The organism is Picosynechococcus sp. PCC 7003 (assembly GCF_001693255.1).
Taxonomy (GTDB): domain Bacteria; phylum Cyanobacteriota; class Cyanobacteriia; order Cyanobacteriales; family MRBY01; genus MRBY01.
Window position 1 is genome coordinate 1,700,657 of record NZ_CP016474.1, and the last position, 24,142, is coordinate 1,724,798.

Sequence of the window (24,142 nt, forward strand, 5' to 3'; positions counted from 1 at the left end):
CGCCTCGATTAATGGAGGTGGGTTTGGGCTTTTTCCCGCGAACAGACCCAATCATGGGGGAGTGCCGAGGGCCAACCCATCAAGCGAGCCTCCGGGCAAATGGTGGTGATCGTTAACTGGCAATCGAGTAACTCGAACCCCTGCTGTTGACATTGGGCAATGCTGTGTTTGTTGATCGCGACATCCTCAAACTCAATGGTTTTATTGCACTGGACACAGACCAAATGGTGGTGGTGGGCTTGGGATTGGTTCAGCTCATAATGTTTATGGCCCTCTGCTAGCTCTAGCTCCCGTAAAATACCCATGCGGGTCATGAGTTTTACGCTACGGTATACCGTCGAGAGGCTAATCTTTTCCCCTTGCTCCAATAACTCATTGTGTAAATCTTCAGCGCTGAGGTGTTCGCCCTTCGGCAAATTTAGAAAGGTGCCGAGAATTTTTTCCCGCTGGGGCGTTAACCGCCACCCCTTAGCATTGAGTTCGGTCTTAAGGGCGCTTACGTCGTAGGAAGGTACCAGCATATTTTTTCAACAAGTTCAGCTTATTGACAAGCATAAACGTCCTTTTCTACTTTTGCAACAATCTGGCTTTATTGCGAATAAATACCAACATTCAAGCCAGGATCCCCAAAAAAAGGCAATCGCCTGCTCTAGACGATTCCGTGAAAACATGGCCCCTGTTTTTTGACTCAGGACGATCAAGGGGCCTCATCTAGTAAGGTCATCGGATCAATATATTGCTCGATGTGATTTGCGAGGGTTTCGAGGATTGCTTCTTGGCGTTCATTAAAATTGGCAATGCCTGTCGGTAGAGAAGAAAGTCCCCGTTTTTGGCGGAGGGCATTAAGCCAAAAGCGACACCAGGAACCATTATTAAACAATCCTTGTAAGTAGACGACCCAGATATTTTGACTTGGGTTAACGAGGCCCAGATTTGGGGTTTCAAAGAGTTGGGTATAACCGCTACTGGGAGCATAGTTCAGGATGCCACAGGGTAGGGTCATGCCACTGAGGGGAAGATTTGGAAAAGGCAGACGTGAAAATGTTTCGACAGGGAAAAGGGCGGCCTTGGTGTGGGACTGGCTAGCAAAAGGCATTAAACCGAGGGCCGGCTGAAAATCCCCACTGGGGAGGACAATTTTTTTACTGAGTAGATTGGCACCATTACCAATTCCCAACACCGTACCGCCAGCATTGACGAATTGCTGCAACTGTTGGGGATAACCATATTTATGGAGGTAGTCGAGATCGGCGATCGCCTGGTCTGTGTGGGGCACAATCACCGCATCGGGATAACAGAGGGGTTCGGTGTGATCAAGGAACTCCAAGTTCACGGAAGACTCGCCCATCAAGGGATCAAAGTCTGCATAGGATGAGAGATTGGGGAGCTGGAGCACCTGCAAGCGCAGTTTATTTTGGGGTAATTTCGTGGGATTAGGGGCGGGGAGAGTACAGAGGCTTTCGGGGTCAAAGGTGAGATTTTGAAGGGGCCGAATATAACCGAGGACGGGTCGTTTGAGATGCGTTTTCACCCATTGGCTGGTTTGGGTTTCTTGGGGGCGATCGCCTTGCCACTGATTGAAGATGACCCCCCGAATCAGTTGACGATTTTCTGGGGAAAGCCGTTGCCAGAGGCCCCATAACTGATTAATCCCCCCTTCATGGGTGCAGTCGATCAAAATAATGCCAGCGACGGGCACCTCTAAACCCTTGAGGAGCTCAAAATTTTGGTCGGTATCGCTGGCGAGGGGATGGCAAAGACTGTCGCGATAACTATCGAATAGCAGCACGTCACAATTGGACTGCAATTCCATCAAACATTCTCGAATCAACGGTCGCGCAATATCGTAATAATTATCGTAGTAGGCCGTTCGTTTGACGGTACCAATGCCCCGCCCTTGAATCAGCAGTTGAAACTTGGGCCATGGCTCACCAGGAGGACTACAGGCTTTCAATAAAACTGGGTTGAGATGGGTTGCTGGTTGAATTTTTGCGGCCCACGCTTGCCAAGCTGACGACTGGCTGACCTCTGCGGCGGCATCTACCCGATAGCCGTCTGTGATTTCTGTTTGGCTTTGGAAAGGAACAACCCGCAACCCTTGCCGAGTTAAGGAGCGGGCCAGCGCCGTAATCAACCATGATTTTCCAGACCGACGACTAGGGCTAAAAATGGCGATCGCCCGCATGAAGCTTCCTCACATTAAACCTAAAGATAGATGCATAGATTTAGATTGTACAGTCTAGATCGAAAACCGACTCAACCAACGTTGTAAACTATTTTGGAGCCGAGACAGCCATGACACCCGTAGAGCCTGGGGTTCCGCTTGCCATTGGGCTAATACCTGACGCCCCAGAGGTGTTAAACGAAAACTATCTGTCAACCCCTGACCATCGACCTCCCGCCGGAGCAAGCCCACTTGGATGAGCCACATCATCAACTCCTCCACGACTCCTTCCGTGAGCGATCGCCCGCTATAACCCGTCTGGAGTCCTGCTTCCCCAGCAATATCCGGTAGCGCCACACTCTGATCTTTCATCGCCGCCAGCAGTTGCCATCGGAGCGGTGTACAGGCAAAGGCCACCAGTGCCCGCTGAATCGTTTCGGGAGGATATTGAATGGGCTTTGGCGTAAAAACTTGGGTCATGGCAGGAACAGAAACGATTGCAATCAAACGGAATTAGTTAAATTGCATTGTATATCTTTCCCCAAAGTTCTTGATGGGGAATCCTCATCGAGCCAGCTCCTGAAATTCGTTAAAAGAAACAGACGGCGACACTTTTTGGTAGCGATATCCCTTGAAATGGTGCCATTTTCTTTGCGAGATACATCGTTTTATTGACTTTTGTTTTCTTCTCCGAGAACCCGAAAATCATTTGCGAAAATGACACTGACTGAGATCACTTTTTGATCACAAACCAGTTTTTTTTGGGAGTAAAAATACTTATGAAACTTGCCTATTGGATGTATGCAGGCCCAGCCCACATCGGCACGTTACGCATTGCCAGTTCTTTTAAAAATGTCCATGCGATTATGCACGCTCCTTTAGGTGATGATTACTTTAATGTGATGCGTTCGATGTTAGAACGGGAACGCAACTTCACCCCCGTCACCGCCAGCATTGTGGATCGGAATGTTCTGGCGCGGGGCTCCCAGGAAAAAGTTGTCGATAATATTGTCCGTAAAGATCAAGAGGAACAACCGGATTTAATTGTCCTGACCCCCACTTGCACCTCGAGCATCCTCCAGGAAGACCTCGAAAATTTTGTTGCCCGCGCCCAGTTGGATGCCAAGGGTGATGTTATCTTGGCCGACGTGAACCACTACCGGGTCAATGAACTCCAGGCCGGCGATCGCACTCTCCAGCAAATTGTCCAGTTTTATATCAATAAAGCCCGAAAACAAGAAAACCTAGCCACCGAGAAAACCCCACAACCCTCGGTAAATATTATTGGGGTCTCGACCCTCGGTTTCCACAATAACCACGACATTCGTGAACTGAAAACCCTCATGGCTGAGTTGGGGATTAGCGTGAATTTGGTCATTCCCGACAAAGCCTCCGTCCATGATTTGAAAAAGTTGCCCCAAGCCTGGTTTAACCTCGTGCCCTACCGGGAATTGGGCTTGAGCACTGCGAAATATCTAGAACAGGAATTCGATCAACCCTATGTGGACATTACCCCCATGGGCGTTGTGGAAACAGCTCGGTGCATCCGCGCGATCCAAGGGGTGATTAATGACCAAGGGGCCACAGCCGATTACGAAGCTTTCATCGAAGAACAAACCCTCCATGTGTCCCAGGCGGCTTGGTTTAGTCGTTCCATTGACTGTCAAAATTTAACCGGCAAAAAGGCGATCGTCTTTGGGGATAATACCCACGCTGCGGCCATGACAAAAATTTTGGCGCGGGAAATGGGCATCCATGTGGTGTTGGCGGGAACCTACTGTAAATATGATGCCGACTGGTTCCGTCAGGAAGTCAGTGAATACTGTGATGAGATTTTAATCAGTGAAGATCACGGTGAAATTGCCGATGCGATCGCCTGCCTAGAACCCGCCGCAATTTTTGGTACCCAGATGGAACGCCACGTGGGCAAACGGTTAAATATTCCCTGTGGGGTGATTGCCGCGCCGATCCATATCCAAAACTTCCCCATTGGTTATCGACCTTTCGTGGGCTACGAGGGCACCAATCAACTTGCGGATCTGGTGTACAACTCCTTCACCCTGGGCATGGAAGACCACCTGCTCGAAATTTTCGGCGGCCACGATACCAAGGAAGTGATCACCACCACCATGTCGGCCAGTTCTGACCTGAATTGGACCACAGAGGCCCAGGGGCAACTGAACAAAGTCCCCGGATTTGTGCGGGGCAAGGTGAAGCGCAACACCGAAAAGTATGCCCGTGCCCAAGGACTGAGTGAAATTTCCCTGGAAGTGCTCTACGCCGCTAAGGAGTCTGTCGGCGCTTAAGCTCTGGGGAGATCTGCGCTAAAGTGAGAGGCTGATCGCACGCTTGGTTGCTCTTTTTCCCATGCTTAAAGTTGTCTTTTTCGGCACACCCCAATTTGCGGTGCCTTACCTAGAAGCCCTATTGCATTATCCAGACATTGAAGTGCTGGGGGTGGTCACCCAACCGGATAAGCGGCGGGGCCGGGGTAGTCAGCTGATTCCGTCGGCGGTGAAAAAAGTGGTGATCGCCCATGATCTCCCCGTCTGGCAACCGAAGCGCATCAAAAAAGACCCGGAAACCTTAGCGATTCTCGAAAACCTCCAGGCCGATGTGTTTGCGGTGGTCGCCTACGGGCAGTTGCTCTCGCCGCAAATTCTCCAGATGCCCCGGTTGGGCTGTGTTAACGGCCATGGTTCTCTGCTGCCGAAATATCGGGGGGCCGCGCCGATCCAGTGGAGCTTAGTCGAGGGAGAAACGGTGACGGGCATGACCACCATGCTCATGGATGAGGGGATGGATACCGGGGCAATGCTCCTCAAGGCCGAAACGCCCATTGATCTTTGGGACAATGCCCATGACTTGGCAGTGAAATTAGCGACCTCTGGGGCGGCTTTATTGACGGAAACGCTTATTCAACTTGCTCAAGGGAAAATCACTCCTGTCCCCCAGGATCCAGACCACGCCACCTATGCGCCGCTGATTCAGAAGGAAGATTTTCAGTTAGATTGGCAAAAAGGGGCGATCGCCTTACATAACCAAGTGCGCGGTTTCTATCCCAACTGCGTCACCATCTGCCGCGATAAACCTTTAAAAGTCCTAGAAACGATTCCCATCGTGCCGGAATGTTTTGCGCAGTACCCCGCAGCATACGAACCCCTCAAAGAATTGGTTGGGAGCACAGGAAACGTCGGAGAAATTGTGGCGATCGCCAAAAAATTTGGGCCAATTATTCAAACTGGGGACGGACTTTTATTGCTCAAACAGGTGCAACCCAGCGGTAAAAAACCCCAGTCCGGTTGGGATATGGTCAACGGGATGCGCTTAACCGTGGGTGAGTGCTTGACCTAAGCCCGTTGCGAGCCACAAAAAAAGCCCCAGGCCTATGCACCTGGAAGCTTTTGGAGAAGAAACAATGAACAATCAGAAAAGTTTAAGAAACGCCTTCCATTTGCGCCGTTCTGACAGTGATCTCTGAGGTGCGATCGCCCCGACGGATTTCGAGCTTCAGGTTGGCATTGATACCGCTCTTTTCAACGGTTTCCTGGAGTTGTTGGGCATCGGCGATCGCCTTACCATTGATTTTCGTGATTACATCGCCCCGACGCAGGCCAGCTGTTTCTGCTGGACTACCCGGCACCACACCCAGCACTAGCGCGCCGTTCACTTCCGGTAATAGCACGATGGAATTGGGGTCAGCGTTATTTTCCTTGGCCATATCCGGTGTGAGGCTTACCATCCGAATCCCAATGAAGGGGTGGGGGACTTCTTTCCCAGCAGCGAGGGTGGGTTCAAGATCCTTGGCTTTGTTGATCGGGATTGCAAACCCAATGCCCATCGCATCCCGACGGATCGCGGTGTTAATCCCAATCACTTCACCGTCGGAGTTAAGGAGGGGGCCACCGGAATTACCAGGGTTAATGGCGGCATCGGTCTGGAGGAAATCGACGCGCTTATCGGGAATCCCCGCCTGGGCCGAAGACCGCTCCAGGGTACTGATGATCCCTAGGGTAACGGTATTGTTCAGACCAACCGGATTACCGACGGCGATCGCCCAGTCACCCACCTGCACAGCCCCAGAATCACCCAGGGGAGCCACGGGAATAGACTCACTTTTAGGGTCAATTTTCACGACCGCGAGATCGGTTACTTCGTCGGTGCCTTTTACTTCCCCTTCGAAGCTACGACCATCTTTTAGCGTGACAGTTACTTTATCGGCACCACTGACGACGTGGGCATTGGTCAGAATCACCCCCGAGCGGTCGGTAATAAACCCAGATCCCTGGCCAGTGACCACCTGACGCTGTTCATCGGGCATCTGTAGACCAAAGCGATCGCCAAAAAATTCCCTGAAAAACGGATCATTCATAAACGGGTCTTGGAAGCGGCGCACAACGGTTTTTTCCGTATCGATCCGGACCACTGCTTGACCGGTTCTGGCCACCGCATCGGCTACAAAACTACGACCTGCCTGCACCGGCACCGCCGCCACTTCCTGGGGAGGCTTAGTATCGGCCAGGGGTTGGTCAAGGGTTTGGCTAGAGCCTTGCAACGCCCCGAAGGTAATGGCACAGCCCACACAGAGGGCAACAATGTGGGTTGTAAATCGTTGGACAAATTTTGATCGTCTCATAGAAGTTTTTCTATCCAGTCTGTATAAAGTTTTAGGATGATGGCCACATCGAACCGGGTGCTGGGGAGACACCACAGGGGGTTTTATCGTTCAATCTTAGCAATTGAATTCACCCGGTTTAGGTGAGGTTTTCTCGCCATTACTAAACCCTGGGTCATAATTTTTGACGTAAATTTGCGGTTTTTGGTTCACAAAAATGGGGATCAAACAACTTAACCCCCACCATCAAGCAATTTAAAAATTTGCTGCAAAACTAACTTGTTGCTTCGCTGACCCAATTTTGTAAGGTGGCAACCACATCATCGAGGTCAAGATCTTGGCGATCGCCTTCTTTGCGGCGCACCACTTCCACCTTGCCATCCTTAAGGGATTTGCCCGTCACAACTCGGAAGGGAATACCAATCAGTTCTGCATCCTTGAATTTCACCCCGGCCCGTTCGTTGCGGTCATCGAGGATCGTCTCGACCCCAGCGGCATTGAGATCAGCATAGAGTTTTTCTGCGGCTGCCATCTGTTCTTCACTCTTAACATTGGGCACCACTACCACGGCATGGTAAGGGGCGATCGCCACGGGCCAGATAATGCCATTCTCGTCGTAGGATTGCTCCACGGCGGCTTGGGCCAGCCGGGAAACCCCAACCCCATAGCAGCCCATCACCAAGGGTTGTTCCTTACCATTTTCGTCGGTAAAGGTCGCTCCCATGGCCTCGGAATATTTCGTCCCCAATTGAAAAATGTGACCCGCTTCGATGCCCCGCGCCGTTTGCAGAATTTGGGTCGGATCGTGAACGGCGCGATCGCCGGTCTTCGCTAACCGCACATCCACTTGCAATGCAGGTAGTTTAAACTCTGTACCCCAGTTTGCACCGAGGACATGGTGATTCGTTTCATCGGCACCCGTCACGAAATTTTCTAAGGTCGCTGCCGTATGATCAACTAAGCGCAGAAATTCCCCTGAAACCTCTTTATTTTGAGCAATGAAATCATCTGCTAAGGCCGGAGAAATGTAGCCTAGAGGCAATGATTTTGCGGCCCATTTTTGTTGGGCGTCGGCATCGGGTACTGTTAAGGCAATGACTGTTTTTGCATCGTAATTAGGCGCTAATTTTGTCAATTCATTTTGCAATTTGACTTCATTGACATCTTGATCACCCCGAATAGAAATCAAGACTAAAACTGTTTTGCCATTATTATAAACTACCTGATAAAGAACATTTTTAACGACACAAGTGGGGGAACAATCTAGGAACTTACACAGGGATTCGATGGTAGCTGTGTTCGGGGTTTCGCGCTTTTCAAAACTGTTGAAAGGAGATTCAGTCGCATCAACGGGCAGAGATACTGCTTTCTCGGTATTCGCCGCGTATTTTTCGTCTTCGGTGTAGAGAATTTCATCTTCCCCGGCATCGGCGAGGATCATAAATTCCTGGGAACCAGAACCGCCAATCGCCCCGGAGTCGGCCTCTACAGCCCGGAATTGCAATCCACAGCGACGCAACATATTGCGGTACGCCTGATCCATGTCTGCATAGGTTTTTTTGAGACAGTCCTCGGAAGCATGGAATGAATAGCCGTCTTTCATGATGAATTCCCGCCCGCGCATCAAGCCAAACCGGGGTCGAATTTCATCGCGGAATTTCGTCTGAATCTGGTACAAATGCTGGGGCAACTGCCGATAGGAGCGGATCATGTCCTTGGCGATGGTGGTAATCACTTCCTCGTGGGTCGGCCCCAAACCCAACTCTCCGTCCAGGCGATCGCGCAGGGAAAACATAATCCCTTCTGCCTGGGTATAGGTATCCCAACGGCCTGACTCTTGCCAAATCTCTGCGGGTTGCAACTGGGGTAAAAGGGTTTCCTGGGCACCGGTGGCATTCATCTCTTCCCGGACGATCTGGGATACCTTCTGGAGCACGCGCCACATCAACGGTAGGTAAGCATAAATCCCCCGCCCAATCCGCCGGATATAGCCGGCTCGCAGCAGGAGCTTGTGGCTAGGGATCTCCGCATCGGCGGGATCTTCTCGGAGGGTAACGAACAGACTTTGGGAAAGGCGCATGGTTATTTTGAGTTTTTCGTGACAGCTAATGAAATGATTCATCGCCCATTATGGATTACTTGCTGCCATTTTAGAATCGGGGGCGTGGTCAAAACGTCGTTGTCAGTCAATTTTCTTCTGGCATGAGTTAGAGAAGTGAGTCAATTAATTGGCAATAAAAAAATAAAATAAAATCTCTCTTTTTTGTTTCAAAAATTAGTTTCAAAAAAAATTAAGCAAGATTTATTTTTAAGGAATACATAGTTTAGGCAGTCTTAAAAAATTGTCAAGACCTAGATCCTTTACGAGGCGAACATGGGCGTGGTACAGAACAAGACTACTTTTACTTTGATTTTGCCCCAGGACATTTCAAGTATGAAAAACAAAAAGCTTAACAATTTAACGACACGATTTTATAAAACTAAATTGCTAGAATTTGGAGGATCAAATTTACAGGTTGATTTTCAAGCTTAAGTTATGCCAGTGTCATCGTCACTTCCCCCTTGCCATGCCCAACCTGAGGCAGCCTTGATTCAGACTCTCCAGAGCGATGCAGAACGGGGGTTGTCGCCAGAGGCAGTGGCCCAGCGTTATGAGCAGTATGGTTGGAATGAGTTGCAATTTCGGGCCGGAAAACCAGCTTGGTTGCGTTTTTTGTTGCAGTTTCATCAGCCTCTTCTATACATCTTAATCATCGCTGGGAGTATTAAAGCGGCCTTGGGTTCCTGGACGAATGCCTGGGTCATCTGGGGGGTTACGCTTATCAATGCGGTGATTGGCTATATCCAAGAAGCTAAGGCTGAAGGGGCGATCGCCTCCCTGGCCAAAGCAGTTACCACCGAAGCAATGGTTCTGCGGGAAGGCAACACCCTCCGGATCCCGTCGCGGGATTTAGTGCCTGGCGATATTGTGCTTTTGGCTTCCGGGGACAAAGTGCCAGCCGATCTACGGTTACTCAAGGTGCGGAACCTCCAAATTGACGAGTCGGCCCTAACCGGTGAAGCAGTACCCGTCGAGAAAAAATTAGGTTCTTTGCCCTTGGAGACGCCCCTCGGCGATCGCCGCAATATGGCCTATGCGGGTAGCTTTGTCACCTTTGGTCAGGGCACAGGAATTGTCGTGGCGATCGCCAATCAGACGGAAATGGGGCAGATTTCCCAATCCATGGAAAAGCAAGTCAGTTTAACCACACCGCTGACCCGCAAATTCACCAAATTTAGTCATTCCCTTTTATATGTGATCTTGACCCTGGCGACCCTCACCTTCGCCATTGGTTGGGGCCGGGGGGGCGACCTCGCCGCGATGTTTGAAGCCGCCGTGGCCCTGGCTGTGAGTGCCATCCCCGAAGGATTACCCGCCGTAGTGACGATTACCCTGGCGATTGGGGTCAGCCGCATGGCCCGCCGCCACGCCATCATCCGTAAATTACCAGCGGTGGAAGCCCTCGGTAGTGCTACGGTGGTTTGTTCCGATAAAACGGGCACCCTCACCGAAAATCAGATGACCGTCCAGGCGATCTATGCCGGGGATGTCCATTACAAAGTGAGTGGCAGTGGCTACAGTCCGAAAGGGGAAGTTTACCTGGCTGCAACCGGTGATGATGGGGAGGCCAGCTTTGAAACCTTACCGCCGCTCCTGGCAGAATGTCTTACCGCCGGGTTGCTCTGCAACGATTCTCAACTGAAACAAGCGGGCGATGATTGGTCAGTGGTGGGCGATCCAACGGAGGGAGCATTGATTACCGCTGCGGCGAAGGCAGGCCTCAGCCAGGTAGGCTTAGACGCCCAGCAGCCCCGACTCGATTCGATTCCCTTTGAGTCGGAATATCAATACATGGCGACCCTTCATGATGGTACGGGGCGGACGATCTATGTGAAAGGGTCAGTGGAATCCTTGTTACGTCGCTGTGAAACGATGCTCTTGGACGATGGCCAGGCGATCGCCCTCAATCCAGCAACCATCGAAGCAGTGGTAGAGACCATGGCCACTAAGGGATTACGGGTTTTAGCCTTTGCGAAAAAAGAGGTGAGCAGTCACCAACACAGCGTTGACCATGAGGATCTCGCCACAGGGCTTGAGTTTTTAGGACTCCAGGGAATGATTGATCCCCCCCGACCGGAGGCGATCGCCGCTGTCCATGCCTGCCAAACGGCGGGAATTAACGTCAAGATGATCACCGGCGATCACATTGCCACCGCCAAGGCGATCGCCCAACGCATGGGGATTCGCACCGGAGAAACGGTAATCGCCTTTGAGGGCCAAGACCTCGAAAAAATGGATCCCCAAAGCCTGGCCGAAGCCGCCGAAACAGGATCGGTCTTTGCCCGGGTTGCCCCAGCCCAAAAACTGGCCCTCGTCGAAGCGCTCCAGAAAAAAGGCGATATTGTGGCCATGACTGGCGATGGCGTTAACGATGCCCCAGCCCTTAAACAAGCCGATATTGGCATCGCCATGGGCAAGGGTGGCACAGAGGTCGCCAGGGAATCTGCCGCGATGTTGCTCACCGACGATAATTTTGCCTCCATCGAAGCGGCCGTAGAGGAAGGACGCACCGTTTACCAAAATCTCCGTAAGGCGATCGCCTTCCTCTTGCCCGTCAATGGCGGTGAATCCATGACAATTTTGATCAGTGTTTTGCTAGCGCGGGATTTGCCGATTCTTTCTTTGCAGGTGCTCTGGCTCAATATGATCAACTCGATCACCATGACTGTGCCCCTCGCCTTTGAAGCCAAGCCCGCCGGGATTATGCAATCTCCCCCCCGCAATCCCAACGAACCCCTGATTACCCCCAAGCTGCTCCGACGGATCGGGATTATTTCTATCTTTAACTGGATTCTGATCTTTGGCATTTTTGAATGGATCAAAACCAGCACCGGCGATTTAGCCTTGGCCCGCACCATGGCGATCCAAGCCCTCGTTGCTGCCCGGATCATTTATTTACTGAGTATCAGTCAACTGGGTCGTAGCCTAATCCGTTACATTAGCGGCCAAACAAAAGCGATCATTCAAGCCCCACTCCTGTTGGTCGGCATCGCCGTCGCGGTGGCGTTGCAGATTGCCTTTAGTCAATGGGGTCTTATGAATCAACTCTTCCAAACGGCCCCTCTCACCTGGCAACAGGGATTAATCTGTTTACTGCCGATGTTACCGATGATCCCCACGGCGATCGCCGCCAATTATTTGGATACCTGAACCTGAAGGAAAATCACGAAAATCAGGGGAAGATTGTTCAGCTTCCCCTCCGTCCGCCAAAAGCTCCCACCCATAAACCCCACAGCAGATCCCGTCGAGATTCCCAAAATCTCCCAGAACTCCCCTGCCACGTATAGAAAGAAACGTCAACTTTTGGGATAATATGAGGCTTGTTTTCCCAACTGACCCGAGAAAATTCACTATGCCCTCTAGAGAAATGCCCCGCCGCACCAAGATCGTTGCCACCATTGGCCCTGCGACTAGCAAACCAGACGTTCTCCGGGAAATCATCGAAGCAGGGGCGACCACTCTACGGCTGAATTTCTCCCATGGTACCCACGATGACCACCAGCGCAACATTCGCCTCATTCGCCAAACCGCCTTTGAACTAAACCAACCCGTTGGCATCCTCCAAGATCTCCAGGGGCCAAAAATTCGTCTCGGTCGCTACGAAAGTGGTTTTATCACCCTCAAAAATGGCGATCCCTACATCATCACGAGTCGCGAAGTCCCCTGTACCCAAGAAGTGGGTTATGTCAGCTATGACAAGCTGGCCGAGGAAGTCCCCGAAGGCTCCACCATTCTCCTCGACGATGGCAAGGTAGAAATGAAAGTTGAGCGGGTCGATATTGCCGCCAAAAATCTCCACTGTCGTGTAGTGGTTGGGGGTAAGCTCTCCAATAACAAAGGGGTCAACTTTCCTGGGGTTTATCTCTCCGTCAAAGCCCTCACCGATAAAGACCGCGCAGATCTGATGTTTGGCCTCGACCAAGGCGTTGATTGGGTCGCCCTCAGTTTTGTGCGCAATCCCCAGGATGTCTTAGAGATCAAAGAACTCATCGCCAATGCCGGAAAAAATGTCCCCGTGATTGTCAAGATCGAAAAGCACGAGGCGATCGAACAGATGGAGGCCATTCTGTCCCTTTCCGATGGGGTCATGGTCGCCCGGGGGGACCTTGGGGTCGAACTGCCCGCAGAGGATGTGCCCATCCTCCAGAAAAAACTCATTGCCACCGCCAACCGCTTTGGGATTCCTGTAATTACCGCCACCCAGATGCTCGATAGCATGGTGAGTAATCCTCGCCCCACCCGCGCTGAAGTTTCTGACGTGGCCAATGCGATTTTAGACGGTACTGATGCGGTGATGCTCTCGAATGAAACCGCCGTGGGTGAATTCCCCGTAGAAGCTGTGGCGACCATGGCAACCATCGCCAAACGTATCGAAAAAGAACCCGACGGCATTCAAAAACAACCTTCTGATAAAAAATCCATTCCCAACGCCATTTCCGCCGCCGTCAGTCACATTGCCGGACAGTTGGATGCAACGGCGATCATGACCCTCACCAAGTCCGGGGCAACGGCCCGAAACGTCTCCAAATTTCGCCCAGCAACGCCGATTCTTGCCGTGACTCCCCATGTGGATGTAGCCCGTCGTCTCCAGTTGGTCTGGGGAGCCAAACCCCTCCTTGTCATGGACTCGCCATCGACGACCCAAACCTTTAAAGCGGCAATTAATGTCGCCCAGGAGAGCGGCTTTCTCCATGAAGGGGACTTGGTGATCATGACAGCCGGGACGCTCCAAGGGGTGTCTGGCTCCACAGATCTCATTAAAGTTGAAATGGTGCAGGCGGTACTCGGAGAAGGCATTGGCATTGGTCAAGGGGCGGCCAGTGGTCGTGCCCGGGTCGTGAATCAAAGTGAAGATATTAATGATTTTGGGCCAGGGGAAATCCTCGTTGCTCGCTCTACGGATGCAGCCTATGTGGAGATGATCCGTAAGGCCAGTGGCATTGTGATCGAGGAACCGAATCAAAATTGTCATGCGGCAACTTTGGGGATGCGCCTAGGCATTCCGGTGATTGTCGGTTTTAAGGAGGCAACCCAGCTAATTCGGGATGGGTCGATTATCTCTATCGATGCCCGTCGGGGTACTGTCTATTCTGGGGTAAATGTCAGCCTTGGGGATGCTGTGGGTGGCACCAAAATGTCCCTGGCTTAAGGCTGAACCAAGGTAATTCTCATTTCCATCGTCCAGCAGCCCCAACAATGTTTGGGGCAATTTTTTTGGGTCGGAACAATTGCGATATCCTAGGGGATGTGTTGGCGATCGCCATCGAGATCCGCCACGCGATGCATCCTGTGGAGAGATCATGCGGCAACTGAATTTTTTATTGTTTTTTGCCCTGTGCTTAGCCCTAGCGCTATTTAGTATCGAAAATACGCAACCCGTCGGGATTAATATTATTCCGGGATTCCAAGCCGAAGCGCCCCTCTCCATTGAACTCCTACTGGCAGTGGGCACAGGGGCGATTTTGGCCTGGATGTTTAGCCTATGGGATCAGCTACAGCGGCAAATTGAATCGTGGAAAGCCCAGCGGGAACTCAAGCTCCAAAGTCAAAAAATTGAAGAATTAGAAAAAGCTTTGGCTGAACTTCAGGCTGCCCAACAAAACGCCGCAGAATCATCGACAGATTCCCCCATCGCGACAACATCCACCGCAGACGAAACTGCGCCTGAACCTGAAACTTCTACCGCTACCGTGGAAACCCAGGAAACCGCCGACACATCCCAAGATGATTCTCAATCTGAGCAAACGGCCTAATTTTTGACCCTTGAATTTCAGCCATGGCCACCCAACCCCAAGCGGCGATCGCCACCCTCATTGAACTAGCCCAACAGGGAGAAATTGATCCCTGGGACGTGCAGGTCATTGATGTCATTGATCAGTTCCTGAACGAACTAGGCCTCGCCGGAGACACAGACCCAATTCTGAGGGAAGCAGACCTACCCCAGTCGGGCCAGACCTTTTTGTGGGCCTCTAAACTGGTTCTTCTCAAGGCCGACACCCTCGAAAGTTTAACAGCCATTGAAGCAGAGGTTCAGGACGAAGAATTTTACGAAGATTGGGAAGCCGGTGATGTTGAACGACTTCCCCTCAAGCTCGAAAAAAGACTCCGGCGACGGGCCGTAGCACCTCCCCCAAAACGGCGGCGGGTCACTCTCCAGGAATTTATTGAGCAAATCCAACAAATCGCCAACGAGATCGAGGATCACACCCCCAAAAAACGCCTCAAAACGCCCCGTAAACTATCCAACAAAGCGGCCATTAAACAGATTACCCAGTTGGCCCATGATGAAAATCTCACGGAATTGGCTGCCCAGCTAGAACAGTTTTTTCAGACCCAAATGCCCCCGGATCCAGAAACCCCCATGGTGTTTGAATTAGACGATTTAATCCGTCAGTGGATCGCCTACAAAGAAGCCAACGAATTTTTCCCCCAGGACATCACTGCCAAGCAACACCGTCACGAAAAGGTGGGGATCTTTTGGGCCTTACTTTTATTGTCAGCCCAGTCCAAGGTGGTGCTGTCCCAGGATGATTTTTATGCGCCGGTGTTGGTGCGTCCGCTTTATCCAGGGCACCGGGAGATTTAAGCTCTAAACCGTAAAAGATTTGAGAATCCAGCCCAGCACAATGCCCACTCCTGTGAAGCGGACAATTTGCCAAAAGGGTTCCTGCCATTTGAGTAACTGACTTTCGAGTTGCAGTTCTAACTTGGCAATTTCGGCGGCAATGAGGTTGAGTTCTGTTTTAAGGGAAGCTTGTTTTTGGATCGTTTCTGGCTCTGCCTGGAGATTGTCTTGTTCTGCTTTTAGTTCTGTGATGCGGGCTTCGGCAGCTTTAACCTGGGCATGACGAGCTTTCAGGGCGGCAAGGTCAGTTTCCACTTGGGCGATCGCCTGCTCAAATTCAGTGTGGGAAAGTGCCATCACTCCAAACCCCAGGAATTTTCTGTTATGGATGCGGACGGAGAGACTCGAACTCTCACGTCTAGGACACTAGAACCTAAATCTAGCGCGTCTACCAATTCCGCCACGTCCGCAAAATTAATTAGCTCAGTAAATATATCACATCCATTTTCCGGCCGACAAGGGGAACCCAAAGTCCGCTTATCCCGTCAGCAAAACCCATAGGATCCCGCTAGGATTTACTGTGACGCACGAGAAATTTGAAGATGAGTAAAGGTTTGCAGGCTCGAACTAGGTTAAAAATCGGCATTGTCGGGTTAGGAATTTTTGGGTTTACCGCCAGTAGTGCGATCGCCCAGGTGCCGCCGGACATCGTCGTGGACACAGAACCCAATGCAGGGAATACGCCCGGTGATGTGATCGACAATTCTGGCGATCGCCGTTTTGTGTGTCAGTATGACCAAGGACAATACACCGTGATGTATCAACCCGAAAGTCGTCCGGGGGAAGTGTATCCCTGGGCCATTCCCCGCACCATGGGGGGTGGTTGGAGTGCAGAGCGTCGCTGTGAAGAAATTGCCCGCCGTTTAGAAATGTACCGGGGTGATGGTCTCGTCGAGCTTACTACTGGCCGCGAAAATGGTTATGACATCGTTTGTGTGACCACCGAACTGAATCCCAGCTGTCAAATTGTCTTTACGGTACCCCGGGGCCAAAATGCGATCACCACCCGGGATCAAGTATTCGATAACCTCCTCAGTGCTGACAGTGGTTTCCAAACCCGTGGGGTCAACACCTTTATGGGCACCGGATCGACCAATAGCCTCCTGGGGCAACTCCAAAGTATTTTTGGGGGCCGTCGCTCCACCCCTAGCCCCATGGCCCAAAGTTATTCAAGCAGTGGCATTAGCCTCAAGCCCTTCCTCGATCCCGCCGATGGTGGTACCGGTGAATATTTAACCCAGGGTCGCGCCGCTGGTCAGTCGAATCCGAGCCCGACCAATAATGGCCTCAGATTGAACACCGATCTCTTCCGTTAGAGCATCTGGGCCACACAGCATTTCGCTTTGCCCGTAAGCGTCCTCTACTGTGTAATTTTTCCCTAGGCGATCGCCTGGGGTTTTTTCTGGCCTGAATATCTCAATCGTTAACAATCTACCAAAGCGGGTCACTGGCTTTTTCGGAATGGGGCAGAACTCCTTACAATAGAAGGAGGTTTCGTCACGAATCCCCACTGTGTGCGATCAAGGTTTTTGGTCAGCTAGAACAGGGTCAAATGACATTGATTCGTCTCGTAGTCCCAAGGAGCAAGATACATTGTGGCCCATAGTTTTTTGTTGGAAGCAGGTCGCTGGACGTTAAATGGTAGTTGGATTGAACGAAATCAACCCCCCATTCTCATTCGGGGCAAAACCATTGTTGCTTGGGGCCAAAATAATTGGTTTACGATGGTGACAAAGTTAACGTTTCAAGACGGCGATCGCCCCGAAATTTCTTATCAATACAAAGGGCGTTTAGATAGCGGTGAGCGACAATATACCTATGTACTGCAACAAAGCATTTTGGGACGGGTGGAAGGGGAAGGTTGGGTTGGCTCAGAATCAATCATTCAGCGATACTGGGTGCTTGGCGATCGCCAACGGCGTAGTGGCTTTGAAATGTTCTACCAGATTAACGACAATGAATATCGCTACTCCGGGGGGATCCTCGCAGGCCACTATCTCACCAGTACCATTGAAGGGACTCTCCTCCGTCAGCTTTAATAGCTTTAGTGATCTCAGTTTTGTCTGGTCTCCTATTTTTTTGATTGTTTTGTTCGTCCACCCCAAACTATGACTACCGATCCCAATGTCAATCGCCTTCTCGCCGGCCGTTATCGCCTGGTAGACCTCGTAGGCCAGGGGGCTATGGGGCGTGTCTACCGGGGTGAAGATACAGTGCTAGGGGGAGTCACTGTCGCCGTAAAGTTTTTAGCCCAGACCTTGCTCAACGATAAAATGCGCCAACGTTTTGAGCGGGAAGCCACCATCTGTGCTCTTTTGAGTGAAAAAAGCATCCATATCGTGCGGGTAAAAGACTATGGCGTTGATGACCAGGATGTGCCCTTTTATGTCATGGAATTTTTAGAAGGGGAAAGTCTTAACGATATTATTGCCCACGCGACCCTCGGTTTACCGCGCTTTTTTCAAGTGGTACGGCAGGTGTGTTTGGGGATGGAAGCCGCCCACCAAGGGATTACCTTCAAGGGTGAACAATGTTTAATTATTCACCGGGATATTAAACCCAGCAATATTCTGATCATGCAGGATGCGTCCCTGGGAGAACTGGTAAAAATTCTAGATTTTGGGATTGCTCGCCTGAGCCAAGCTGGTGCCGCCCAGACCCAATCGTTTATGGGCACCCTCGCTTACTGTTCCCCAGAGCAAATGGAAGGCAAGGAATTAGATCAACGCTCTGATATCTATAGCCTGGGGATTACGATGTACGAGATGCTCACCGGGGATATGCCCGTGATGCCCGAAAATAATTCCTTTGGGGGTTGGTACCGGGCGCACCATGACACACCGCCGATTCCCTTTGATAAAAGTCTGCGAATTCCGGCTCCTTTGGCGGAAATTATCATGTGCTGCATGGCGAAAAATCCGCGCGATCGCCCCCAAACTGTCAATGATATTTGGCAAGCCATGGCTCCCATCGCCAAATATTATGAACAACAAGCAGCCGAAACCAAGAAATCCTTTTTCACCACGTCCCAAAATCTGCAAAATTTCCAGGCGACATCTCCGGTGGCTGGCCCCAATGATCCGACCCGGATTAACAATGCCACCACTGCCCCCAGCTTTCGTAATTCGACGGTAAATCGCCAGGGAAGACCCACGGACAAACTGAATACAACCTTTACGGACACGGTTTGTGCAGCCCAGTCCTGGCCAGCGGATAAACCCCAAAGTAAGATTGTTTTCCCTCGGATTGTACCGGCTGAACCGACGGCGATCGCCAGTCTTTGGGCGATGTTAGAGGGTGAGGAGTTAGGTAAGCGCCGCTTTGATACCCGCTATAATCAGTTCCTCTTTATTGAGGCTCCCCATCCGATGTTGCTGTGGATCACAGTGCTGTATAACAGCAGTGAAGGAGCCCGCTGGTTGCCTTGCTATCTGGACTTGAAAACAAAGATTGGCCAACAGATGGCACGTCTTTTAGCTAGTCAAGGGAACTATCGAATTTTGCTCTTTGCCCTGGGGCAACCCCAACGGTATTTTCATATTACCCAGGCAACAATTTCCCTCAAGCAACGGGAGCAGCTTACTCGCTGGGCGGATTTGAGCCAGAGACTACCTGCCAGTAATCCTGTGGTGAGTAAACAAACTTTGAAAAAAGAATATGAGAAAAGCAAGGGCAAAATCCTCATGAAGTTGGCCGCTTCCCGGACGAACAGCAACCTTGGGGGATTTTAAGCTATCTTGAGTCTTCGTCCAAAGGCGATCGCCCCCTTAAACTCCCAGCAATAATCATCCCGTCAATTCAAAGGTAGTAAATTGGCAATCGCTAAATCTTATGCCATAAAAGATGGCAAGATACTACTTTTTCTGCCGAAGATTAGTCATGTCTTTATTGCTTTTCCCTAAATTGCACAAATTACATAAGGTTTGATAGTTTTCTAATGCATTTTTTCCTCCTTTTGAACGAGGGATAATGTGATCCACATGTAAAACAATATTATCTCCCGCTGTTCTGCCACAGGAAACACATTTCCAATTATCTCTCTGGAAAACTTGCCACCGAATAGCTGGCATCACTTTTAGCCTTTTTTCTGCATTTTTTAAAGCTTTAATATGATCAAGATTATGATGAATAGGAAGATCTTTTTCATCAGACTCATTTGAATTTAATTGATCATATTTCCATTTATGAAGCTTAGATAAAAGATCTTGAAAGCAAAGATCTTGACCCATCGAAATTCTCAAATAAGAGTCATATACTGGATAAAAAGAAACATAAGCATCAATAATATCAATCAAGTCTAATTCTGTAATAGGAAATTTATAAACTCTAGAAAAATAATGATTGTCAAAATATTTATTCGCAATCATATACTCATAATGATCTTTAAAAGACGAGATATATGAGAGTTGATCACCCCAATATAAAACAGGATATATATTACTCCGATAGCAAAGAGTATGAAGCAAATCTTCAAATTGCAAATGAAAATCGAAAAATTTCTTATAAGATTGATTTGTTAAGCCAGTAAGCCAATAATTTTCAAAGAAAATTTCAAGACCTGCTTCTGTTAACATTAATCCGTAGCGAAAGGGCAGTATCTGTACAGGTTTTTTATTCTTTTTTTCTATCCCATGCCACTTGTCTTTGATTCTTTTCCCTCCTAATCCCGCATAAGCAGTGTCATACAAAAAAGTTAATTCTTTTTCTCTTTTAGTTCTGAAATGTGGATAATAAGAGATAATAGAAGTATCGAAGACTTCTACCTCATAGACTCCTCTGACCTTTGCTATGCATTGATTGAGTAGCTCTTGTAAGCGGGGAACAACAGAATATTTTAGTGCATCAGCCCTTAGCCGAGGGTCATTGACTTGAAATAAATTTTGATCACTTTCATCAAAAGTAATCTCTTTAAGCTGTAATTTCACGTTGAAATCATCTCCTATAAAGGGATAGATTTTGCATGGTAAGAATTATTTATCCAACTATTGCAATGAGTTTGGACAATTATAATCAACAGATCAAACTAAGGATGTAAACGACGGGCGATCGCCAATCAGGTTAAATCCAGGACAAGATCCTTGAGGAGATTAACACCCGAAATCTTACGAGGTAGAGACAAGACTTGAGTTTTGCAATTGGGGGTGTAAATTTCAGCTTGTTTTTCTTTGCGATTAACTAATATTCCAAAACTACAGCCATTATCCTGATATTCAGCCATTTTGTCTCTTGTTTTCTGGACAGCATCACTAGGCGAAACTAATTCAATGACAAAATCCGGACAAAGTGGAATGAATTTTTCCCGTTGATCAATACTTAAAGCTTCCCAACGGGATTTTTCGACCCAAGAAACATCAGGGGAACGGGTCGCACCATTGGGCAAAATAAAACCCGTTGAAGAATCAAAAACTTCCCCTAATTGGTATTTCTGATTCCAAAGTTGCACCTGAAAAATCAAATTGGCATTTTGTCGTCCCGTTTCGCCACCAGTGGGAGGCATAATTACGAGTTCTCCTTTAGCTGTGCGTTCCAGTTGAAGCTCCGGATTAACCAGACAAAGTTGCTGAAATTGTTCATTGCTTAACGTGAAAACGGGTTCTAGCGCCAGGGTCATTGTAGTCATTAGCCTTACCCACTTGATTTGTGCTTTCTATTGTATTCAACGATTCTGATTAGGGGTGTAAGCGACGGGCGATCGCCTGACTAAACCGCGATAGACATCATTGGTTCAAAATGTAACACCATGATTTGTTCTGGTAATAGACCCACCGATTCAAAGGTTCTCCCTTGGCGATCACTAAACTCTACTTCAAAAGCTTTACCATCCGCAAGAATTTCGACAACAGTACCAACCTGTCCTTTTAATAAATTAAACTCTGGTAAATCAACCGTTAAAGCAACAACATCTAATAACTGAGTTGAATTTTTCATTAGATTTGTTCTCCAAACTTATAAGAGATAACAAGTTGTTAGTTTAGGAACATTTGAGCCATGCTCAATTATCCAGCCACTACGCACTATTGCTCTTTTATTCTGCCATACCAATTCAAAATCGACAGTATAACGCTGACCAAATTGATCACGGCGACCCAGTTGAGCATCATGGGTTTGCACAATGTCAAATAAGATCAACCGTAATCGATCAGCATCTTGAGCTTTCATTCCCAATTGAGAACGGAATAATCGCGCCTTATGTTTGCCATCACTATGGTCTAGATTAAGGCAATAATCTCGCAATTTCCGAATATCAATAATCGCATTTTCTGCATTGGGAACTCTCATTTCTTAGGGATGTAAGCGACGGGCGATCGCCTCACTCCAGCTAGTGGTCATTTCGGCAACGGAAACATTGATCAAAGAGCCAATTTCCAGATGATTGGAATCATTAACCACACCGATCGCCTGCCAATTGTCCGCCAAAGATTGGGTTAAATGGGCTTCAAATTGGGCTTGTTTATCGGGGGCGACGGACACAATAATTTTGCCGCAGGTTTCACCAAAGAGCATTTCGTCTAAACGCCCTTCTGAATCGACAGAAATCGTTGCGCCGACCTTGCCGCCAATACAACATTCCGCCAGGGCAACGGCTAAACCCCCTTCCGCTAAGTCATGGGCAGAGGCTAACAGTCCAGCGGCGATCGCCTCCCGCACGGTTTTTTGGACAGCTTTTTCGAGGGTGAAATTCACTTGGGGGGGAATACCAGCCACGGTATTGTGAATCGTATTTAAATATTCCGAACCGCCAAGGGTTGTTGTTGCTTGAATGCCCAAAAGATAGACCTTATCCCCAGCATTTTGGAACGCCAAACCACAGACCTGATTAATCTGTTCAACCCGTCCCACCATACCAATTACAGGCGTTGGATAAATGGGGGTCGGTTTGCCATCACTATCAAGGGTTTCGTTATAGAGAGAAACATTACCACCCGTGACAGGCGTATCCAATTCCCGACAAGCTTCCGCAATCCCTTTACAAGCATTTGCCAACTGCCAATAACCCACAGGTTTTTCGGGACTACCAAAATTTAAATTGTTAGTAATTGCCAAGGGTTCCGCACCGACACAACTTAAATTTCTTGCCGCTTCAGCCACTGCCGCCTTTGCCCCTTCCAACGGATTCAAATAGACATAACGGGGATTGCAATCGGTACAAGCTGCCACGCCAATTGTTGACGCATCGGGCTTACCATTTACTGGACGAACCCGCACCACCGCTGCATCAGCTCCACCGGGGAAAATCACCGTATTGTTTTGCACTTGATGATCGTACTGGCGATAAATCCACTTTTTAGAAGCAATGGTCGGCACATCTAACAGGGTTAATAAAATCTCATTCCAAGATTTTCCAGCGATGCCATTAACATCACAATTCGGCAAACTATCGGCAGACCAAGCCCAAGCTGTTTGCGCATATTCGGGGGCTTCCGCCATCAATTCCCGGTGATAAATTGGTGTATTATCTGATAGCGCAGTGGCTGGAACTTCCGCCGCAATTTCACCCTTAAACATGATTTTGACGATGGGTTCTTCAATCACTTCGCCCGCAACAACTGCCTGTAAACCCCAACGGTGGAAAATATCAATTAACTCTTGTTCACGACCTTTGTGGGCAACAAATAACATCCGTTCTTGGGATTCCGAAAGTAAATATTCGTAGGGAACCATGCCCGTTTCCCGCACCGGAATTTTATCGAGATCGAGCAGGACACCGACCCCACCTTTTGCCGCCATCTCCGCCGTAGAACAGGTTAAACCCGCTGCACCCATATCTTGTGCCGCTGCCACCGCTCCGGTTTTAAAGGCTTCTAAACAAGCTTCAATCAGGGATTTTTCGGTAAAGGGATCCCCCACTTGCACAGCAGGGCGATCGTCCATGGATTCATCGGTTAATTCCGCACTGGCGAAACTTGCACCCCCCATGCCATCGCGTCCCGTGGTGGAGCCAACATAGAGCACCGGATTACCAACGCCATAGGCTCCCGATTTGATGATTTCCTCGGTTTCCATCAAGCCCAACGCCATCGCATTGACGAGGGGATTACCGGAGTAAGCCTTATCAAAATAGACCTCACCGCCCACGGTCGGCACGCCCACGCAGTTGCCATAGTGTGAAATTCCTTCGACCACACCGTTAAAAATGCGGCGGGTTTGGGCATTGTCGAGGGTTCCAAAACGCAGGGAATTTAAAAGGGCGATCGGACGCGCACCCATCGTAAAAATATCGCGGAGAATACCGCCGACACCCGTTGCAGCCCCTTGGAAAGGCTCGATCGCCGACGGGTGGTTATGGGATTCAATCTTAAAGGCGAGGTGCAGACCATCCCCCATATCGACAACCCCCGCATTTTCACCAGGCCCCACGAGGACGCGCTTCCCTTCTGTGGGGAAACCAGACAGCAACGGGCGGGAATTTTTATAACAGCAGTGTTCCGACCACATCACGCCAAACATCCCCAGTTCCGCCTTGTTGGGGTGGCGACCTAAACGGCTGACAATTTCTTCGTACTCTTCGGGCTTGATACCTTCGGATGCGATTTCTTCAGGGGTGAAAGGGCAAGTGGTCATGGATTTTGCATCAAAATTTCTGTAACAGCGCTATTGTAAGGCTTCAGGGGAAAGATAGTATATGCAAAGAGGCGA

At 49.5% G+C, this 24,142-nt stretch carries 20 protein-coding genes and 1 tRNA gene; 9 read left to right on the plus strand and 12 right to left on the minus strand.

Features of this window, described 5'->3' with window-relative positions; genetic code table 11:
• Positions 1-8: 8 nt before the first annotated feature.
• The 3 genes from AWQ21_RS08075 to AWQ21_RS08085 all read right to left on the minus strand — a co-directional run bounded on the left by AWQ21_RS08075 (position 9) and on the right by AWQ21_RS08085 (position 2,644).
• Positions 9-521 carry a Fur family transcriptional regulator gene (locus tag AWQ21_RS08075; RefSeq protein WP_065714097.1) on the minus strand — a complete coding sequence of 171 codons (513 nt, stop codon included), beginning with the start codon at positions 519-521 and terminating at the stop codon, positions 9-11.
• A gap of 176 nt (positions 522-697) precedes the next feature.
• Entirely contained in the window at positions 698-2,185 is a 1,488-nt protein-coding gene (locus AWQ21_RS08080; protein WP_065714098.1) for an AAA family ATPase, read from the minus strand.
• Between the two features lie 54 nt (positions 2,186-2,239).
• Entirely contained in the window at positions 2,240-2,644 is a 405-nt protein-coding gene (locus AWQ21_RS08085; RefSeq protein WP_065715271.1) for an Npun_F0494 family protein, read from the minus strand.
• A gap of 299 nt (positions 2,645-2,943) precedes the next feature.
• Between AWQ21_RS08085 and bchB the strand changes: the two genes are divergently transcribed.
• Both bchB and fmt read left to right on the plus strand, forming a co-directional pair.
• On the plus strand, positions 2,944-4,470 hold the full coding sequence (gene bchB, locus AWQ21_RS08090) for a ferredoxin:protochlorophyllide reductase (ATP-dependent) subunit B (protein WP_065714099.1): 1,527 nt from the start codon (positions 2,944-2,946) through the stop codon (positions 4,468-4,470).
• A 61-nt stretch (positions 4,471-4,531) separates the two neighbouring features.
• Positions 4,532-5,518 (plus strand): methionyl-tRNA formyltransferase, encoded by a 987-nt coding sequence (gene fmt / locus AWQ21_RS08095; RefSeq protein WP_065714100.1) that lies wholly within the window; start codon positions 4,532-4,534, stop codon positions 5,516-5,518.
• An 82-nt stretch (positions 5,519-5,600) separates the two neighbouring features.
• On the opposite strand, the gene AWQ21_RS08100 is transcribed toward fmt, so the two are convergent.
• The gene (locus AWQ21_RS08100) at positions 5,601-6,800 is read right to left on the minus strand and encodes an HhoA/HhoB/HtrA family serine endopeptidase (RefSeq protein WP_065714101.1); all 1,200 of its coding nucleotides are present in this window, start codon (positions 6,798-6,800) and stop codon (positions 5,601-5,603) included.
• 253 nt (positions 6,801-7,053) lie between these two features.
• Positions 7,054-8,859 (minus strand): proline--tRNA ligase, encoded by a 1,806-nt coding sequence (proS, locus tag AWQ21_RS08105; RefSeq protein WP_065714102.1) that lies wholly within the window; start codon positions 8,857-8,859, stop codon positions 7,054-7,056.
• 456 nt (positions 8,860-9,315) lie between these two features.
• On the opposite strand from proS, the gene AWQ21_RS08110 reads away from it, so the two are divergent.
• From AWQ21_RS08110 to AWQ21_RS08125, 4 genes are all read left to right on the plus strand, one after another.
• On the plus strand, positions 9,316-12,030 hold the full coding sequence (locus AWQ21_RS08110; RefSeq protein ID WP_065714103.1) for a cation-transporting P-type ATPase: 2,715 nt from the start codon (positions 9,316-9,318) through the stop codon (positions 12,028-12,030).
• 202 nt (positions 12,031-12,232) lie between these two features.
• Positions 12,233-14,029, plus strand: coding sequence for a pyruvate kinase (gene pyk, locus AWQ21_RS08115; protein ID WP_065714104.1), 1,797 nt, complete (start codon positions 12,233-12,235; stop codon positions 14,027-14,029).
• A gap of 151 nt (positions 14,030-14,180) precedes the next feature.
• On the plus strand, positions 14,181-14,633 hold the full coding sequence (locus AWQ21_RS08120) for a LapA family protein (RefSeq protein WP_065714105.1): 453 nt from the start codon (positions 14,181-14,183) through the stop codon (positions 14,631-14,633).
• A gap of 23 nt (positions 14,634-14,656) precedes the next feature.
• Complete coding sequence (locus tag AWQ21_RS08125; RefSeq protein WP_065714106.1) at positions 14,657-15,466, plus strand: segregation/condensation protein A; 810 nt, start codon at positions 14,657-14,659, stop codon at positions 15,464-15,466.
• 3 nt (positions 15,467-15,469) lie between these two features.
• On the opposite strand, the gene AWQ21_RS08130 is transcribed toward AWQ21_RS08125, so the two are convergent.
• Positions 15,470-15,802, minus strand: a complete 333-nt coding sequence (locus tag AWQ21_RS08130) for a hypothetical protein (protein WP_065714107.1) — start codon at positions 15,800-15,802, stop codon at positions 15,470-15,472.
• Between the two features lie 32 nt (positions 15,803-15,834).
• Positions 15,835-15,915: transfer RNA gene (locus tag AWQ21_RS08135), tRNA-Leu, on the minus strand.
• A gap of 132 nt (positions 15,916-16,047) precedes the next feature.
• On the opposite strand from AWQ21_RS08135, the gene AWQ21_RS08140 reads away from it, so the two are divergent.
• From AWQ21_RS08140 to AWQ21_RS08150, 3 genes are all read left to right on the plus strand, one after another.
• Positions 16,048-16,821 (plus strand): COP23 domain-containing protein, encoded by a 774-nt coding sequence (locus tag AWQ21_RS08140; RefSeq protein WP_065714108.1) that lies wholly within the window; start codon positions 16,048-16,050, stop codon positions 16,819-16,821.
• Between the two features lie 279 nt (positions 16,822-17,100).
• A complete protein-coding gene (locus tag AWQ21_RS08145) occupies positions 17,101-17,544 on the plus strand; it encodes a hypothetical protein (RefSeq protein WP_065714109.1) in 444 nt (147 codons plus the stop codon).
• A gap of 69 nt (positions 17,545-17,613) precedes the next feature.
• Positions 17,614-19,236 carry a serine/threonine-protein kinase gene (locus AWQ21_RS08150; protein WP_065714110.1) on the plus strand — a complete coding sequence of 541 codons (1,623 nt, stop codon included), beginning with the start codon at positions 17,614-17,616 and terminating at the stop codon, positions 19,234-19,236.
• A 123-nt stretch (positions 19,237-19,359) separates the two neighbouring features.
• Here AWQ21_RS08150 and AWQ21_RS16505 read toward each other — a convergent pair whose 3' ends face one another.
• The 5 genes from AWQ21_RS16505 to purL all read right to left on the minus strand — a co-directional run bounded on the left by AWQ21_RS16505 (position 19,360) and on the right by purL (position 24,067).
• Positions 19,360-20,430, minus strand: coding sequence for an HNH endonuclease (locus AWQ21_RS16505; RefSeq protein WP_232314924.1), 1,071 nt, complete (start codon positions 20,428-20,430; stop codon positions 19,360-19,362).
• Between the two features lie 128 nt (positions 20,431-20,558).
• Positions 20,559-21,125 (minus strand): Uma2 family endonuclease, encoded by a 567-nt coding sequence (locus AWQ21_RS08160; protein WP_065714111.1) that lies wholly within the window; start codon positions 21,123-21,125, stop codon positions 20,559-20,561.
• 80 nt (positions 21,126-21,205) lie between these two features.
• Positions 21,206-21,433: a DUF4926 domain-containing protein gene (locus tag AWQ21_RS08165; RefSeq protein ID WP_065714112.1), complete on the minus strand. Its 228-nt coding sequence runs from the start codon at positions 21,431-21,433 to the stop codon at positions 21,206-21,208.
• Positions 21,434-21,451: 18 nt separating this feature from the next.
• On the minus strand, positions 21,452-21,784 hold the full coding sequence (locus AWQ21_RS08170; protein WP_065714113.1) for a DUF6883 domain-containing protein: 333 nt from the start codon (positions 21,782-21,784) through the stop codon (positions 21,452-21,454).
• Positions 21,785-21,787: 3 nt separating this feature from the next.
• Positions 21,788-24,067, minus strand: coding sequence for a phosphoribosylformylglycinamidine synthase subunit PurL (gene purL / locus AWQ21_RS08175; protein ID WP_065714114.1), 2,280 nt, complete (start codon positions 24,065-24,067; stop codon positions 21,788-21,790).
• Positions 24,068-24,142 lie beyond the last annotated feature (75 nt).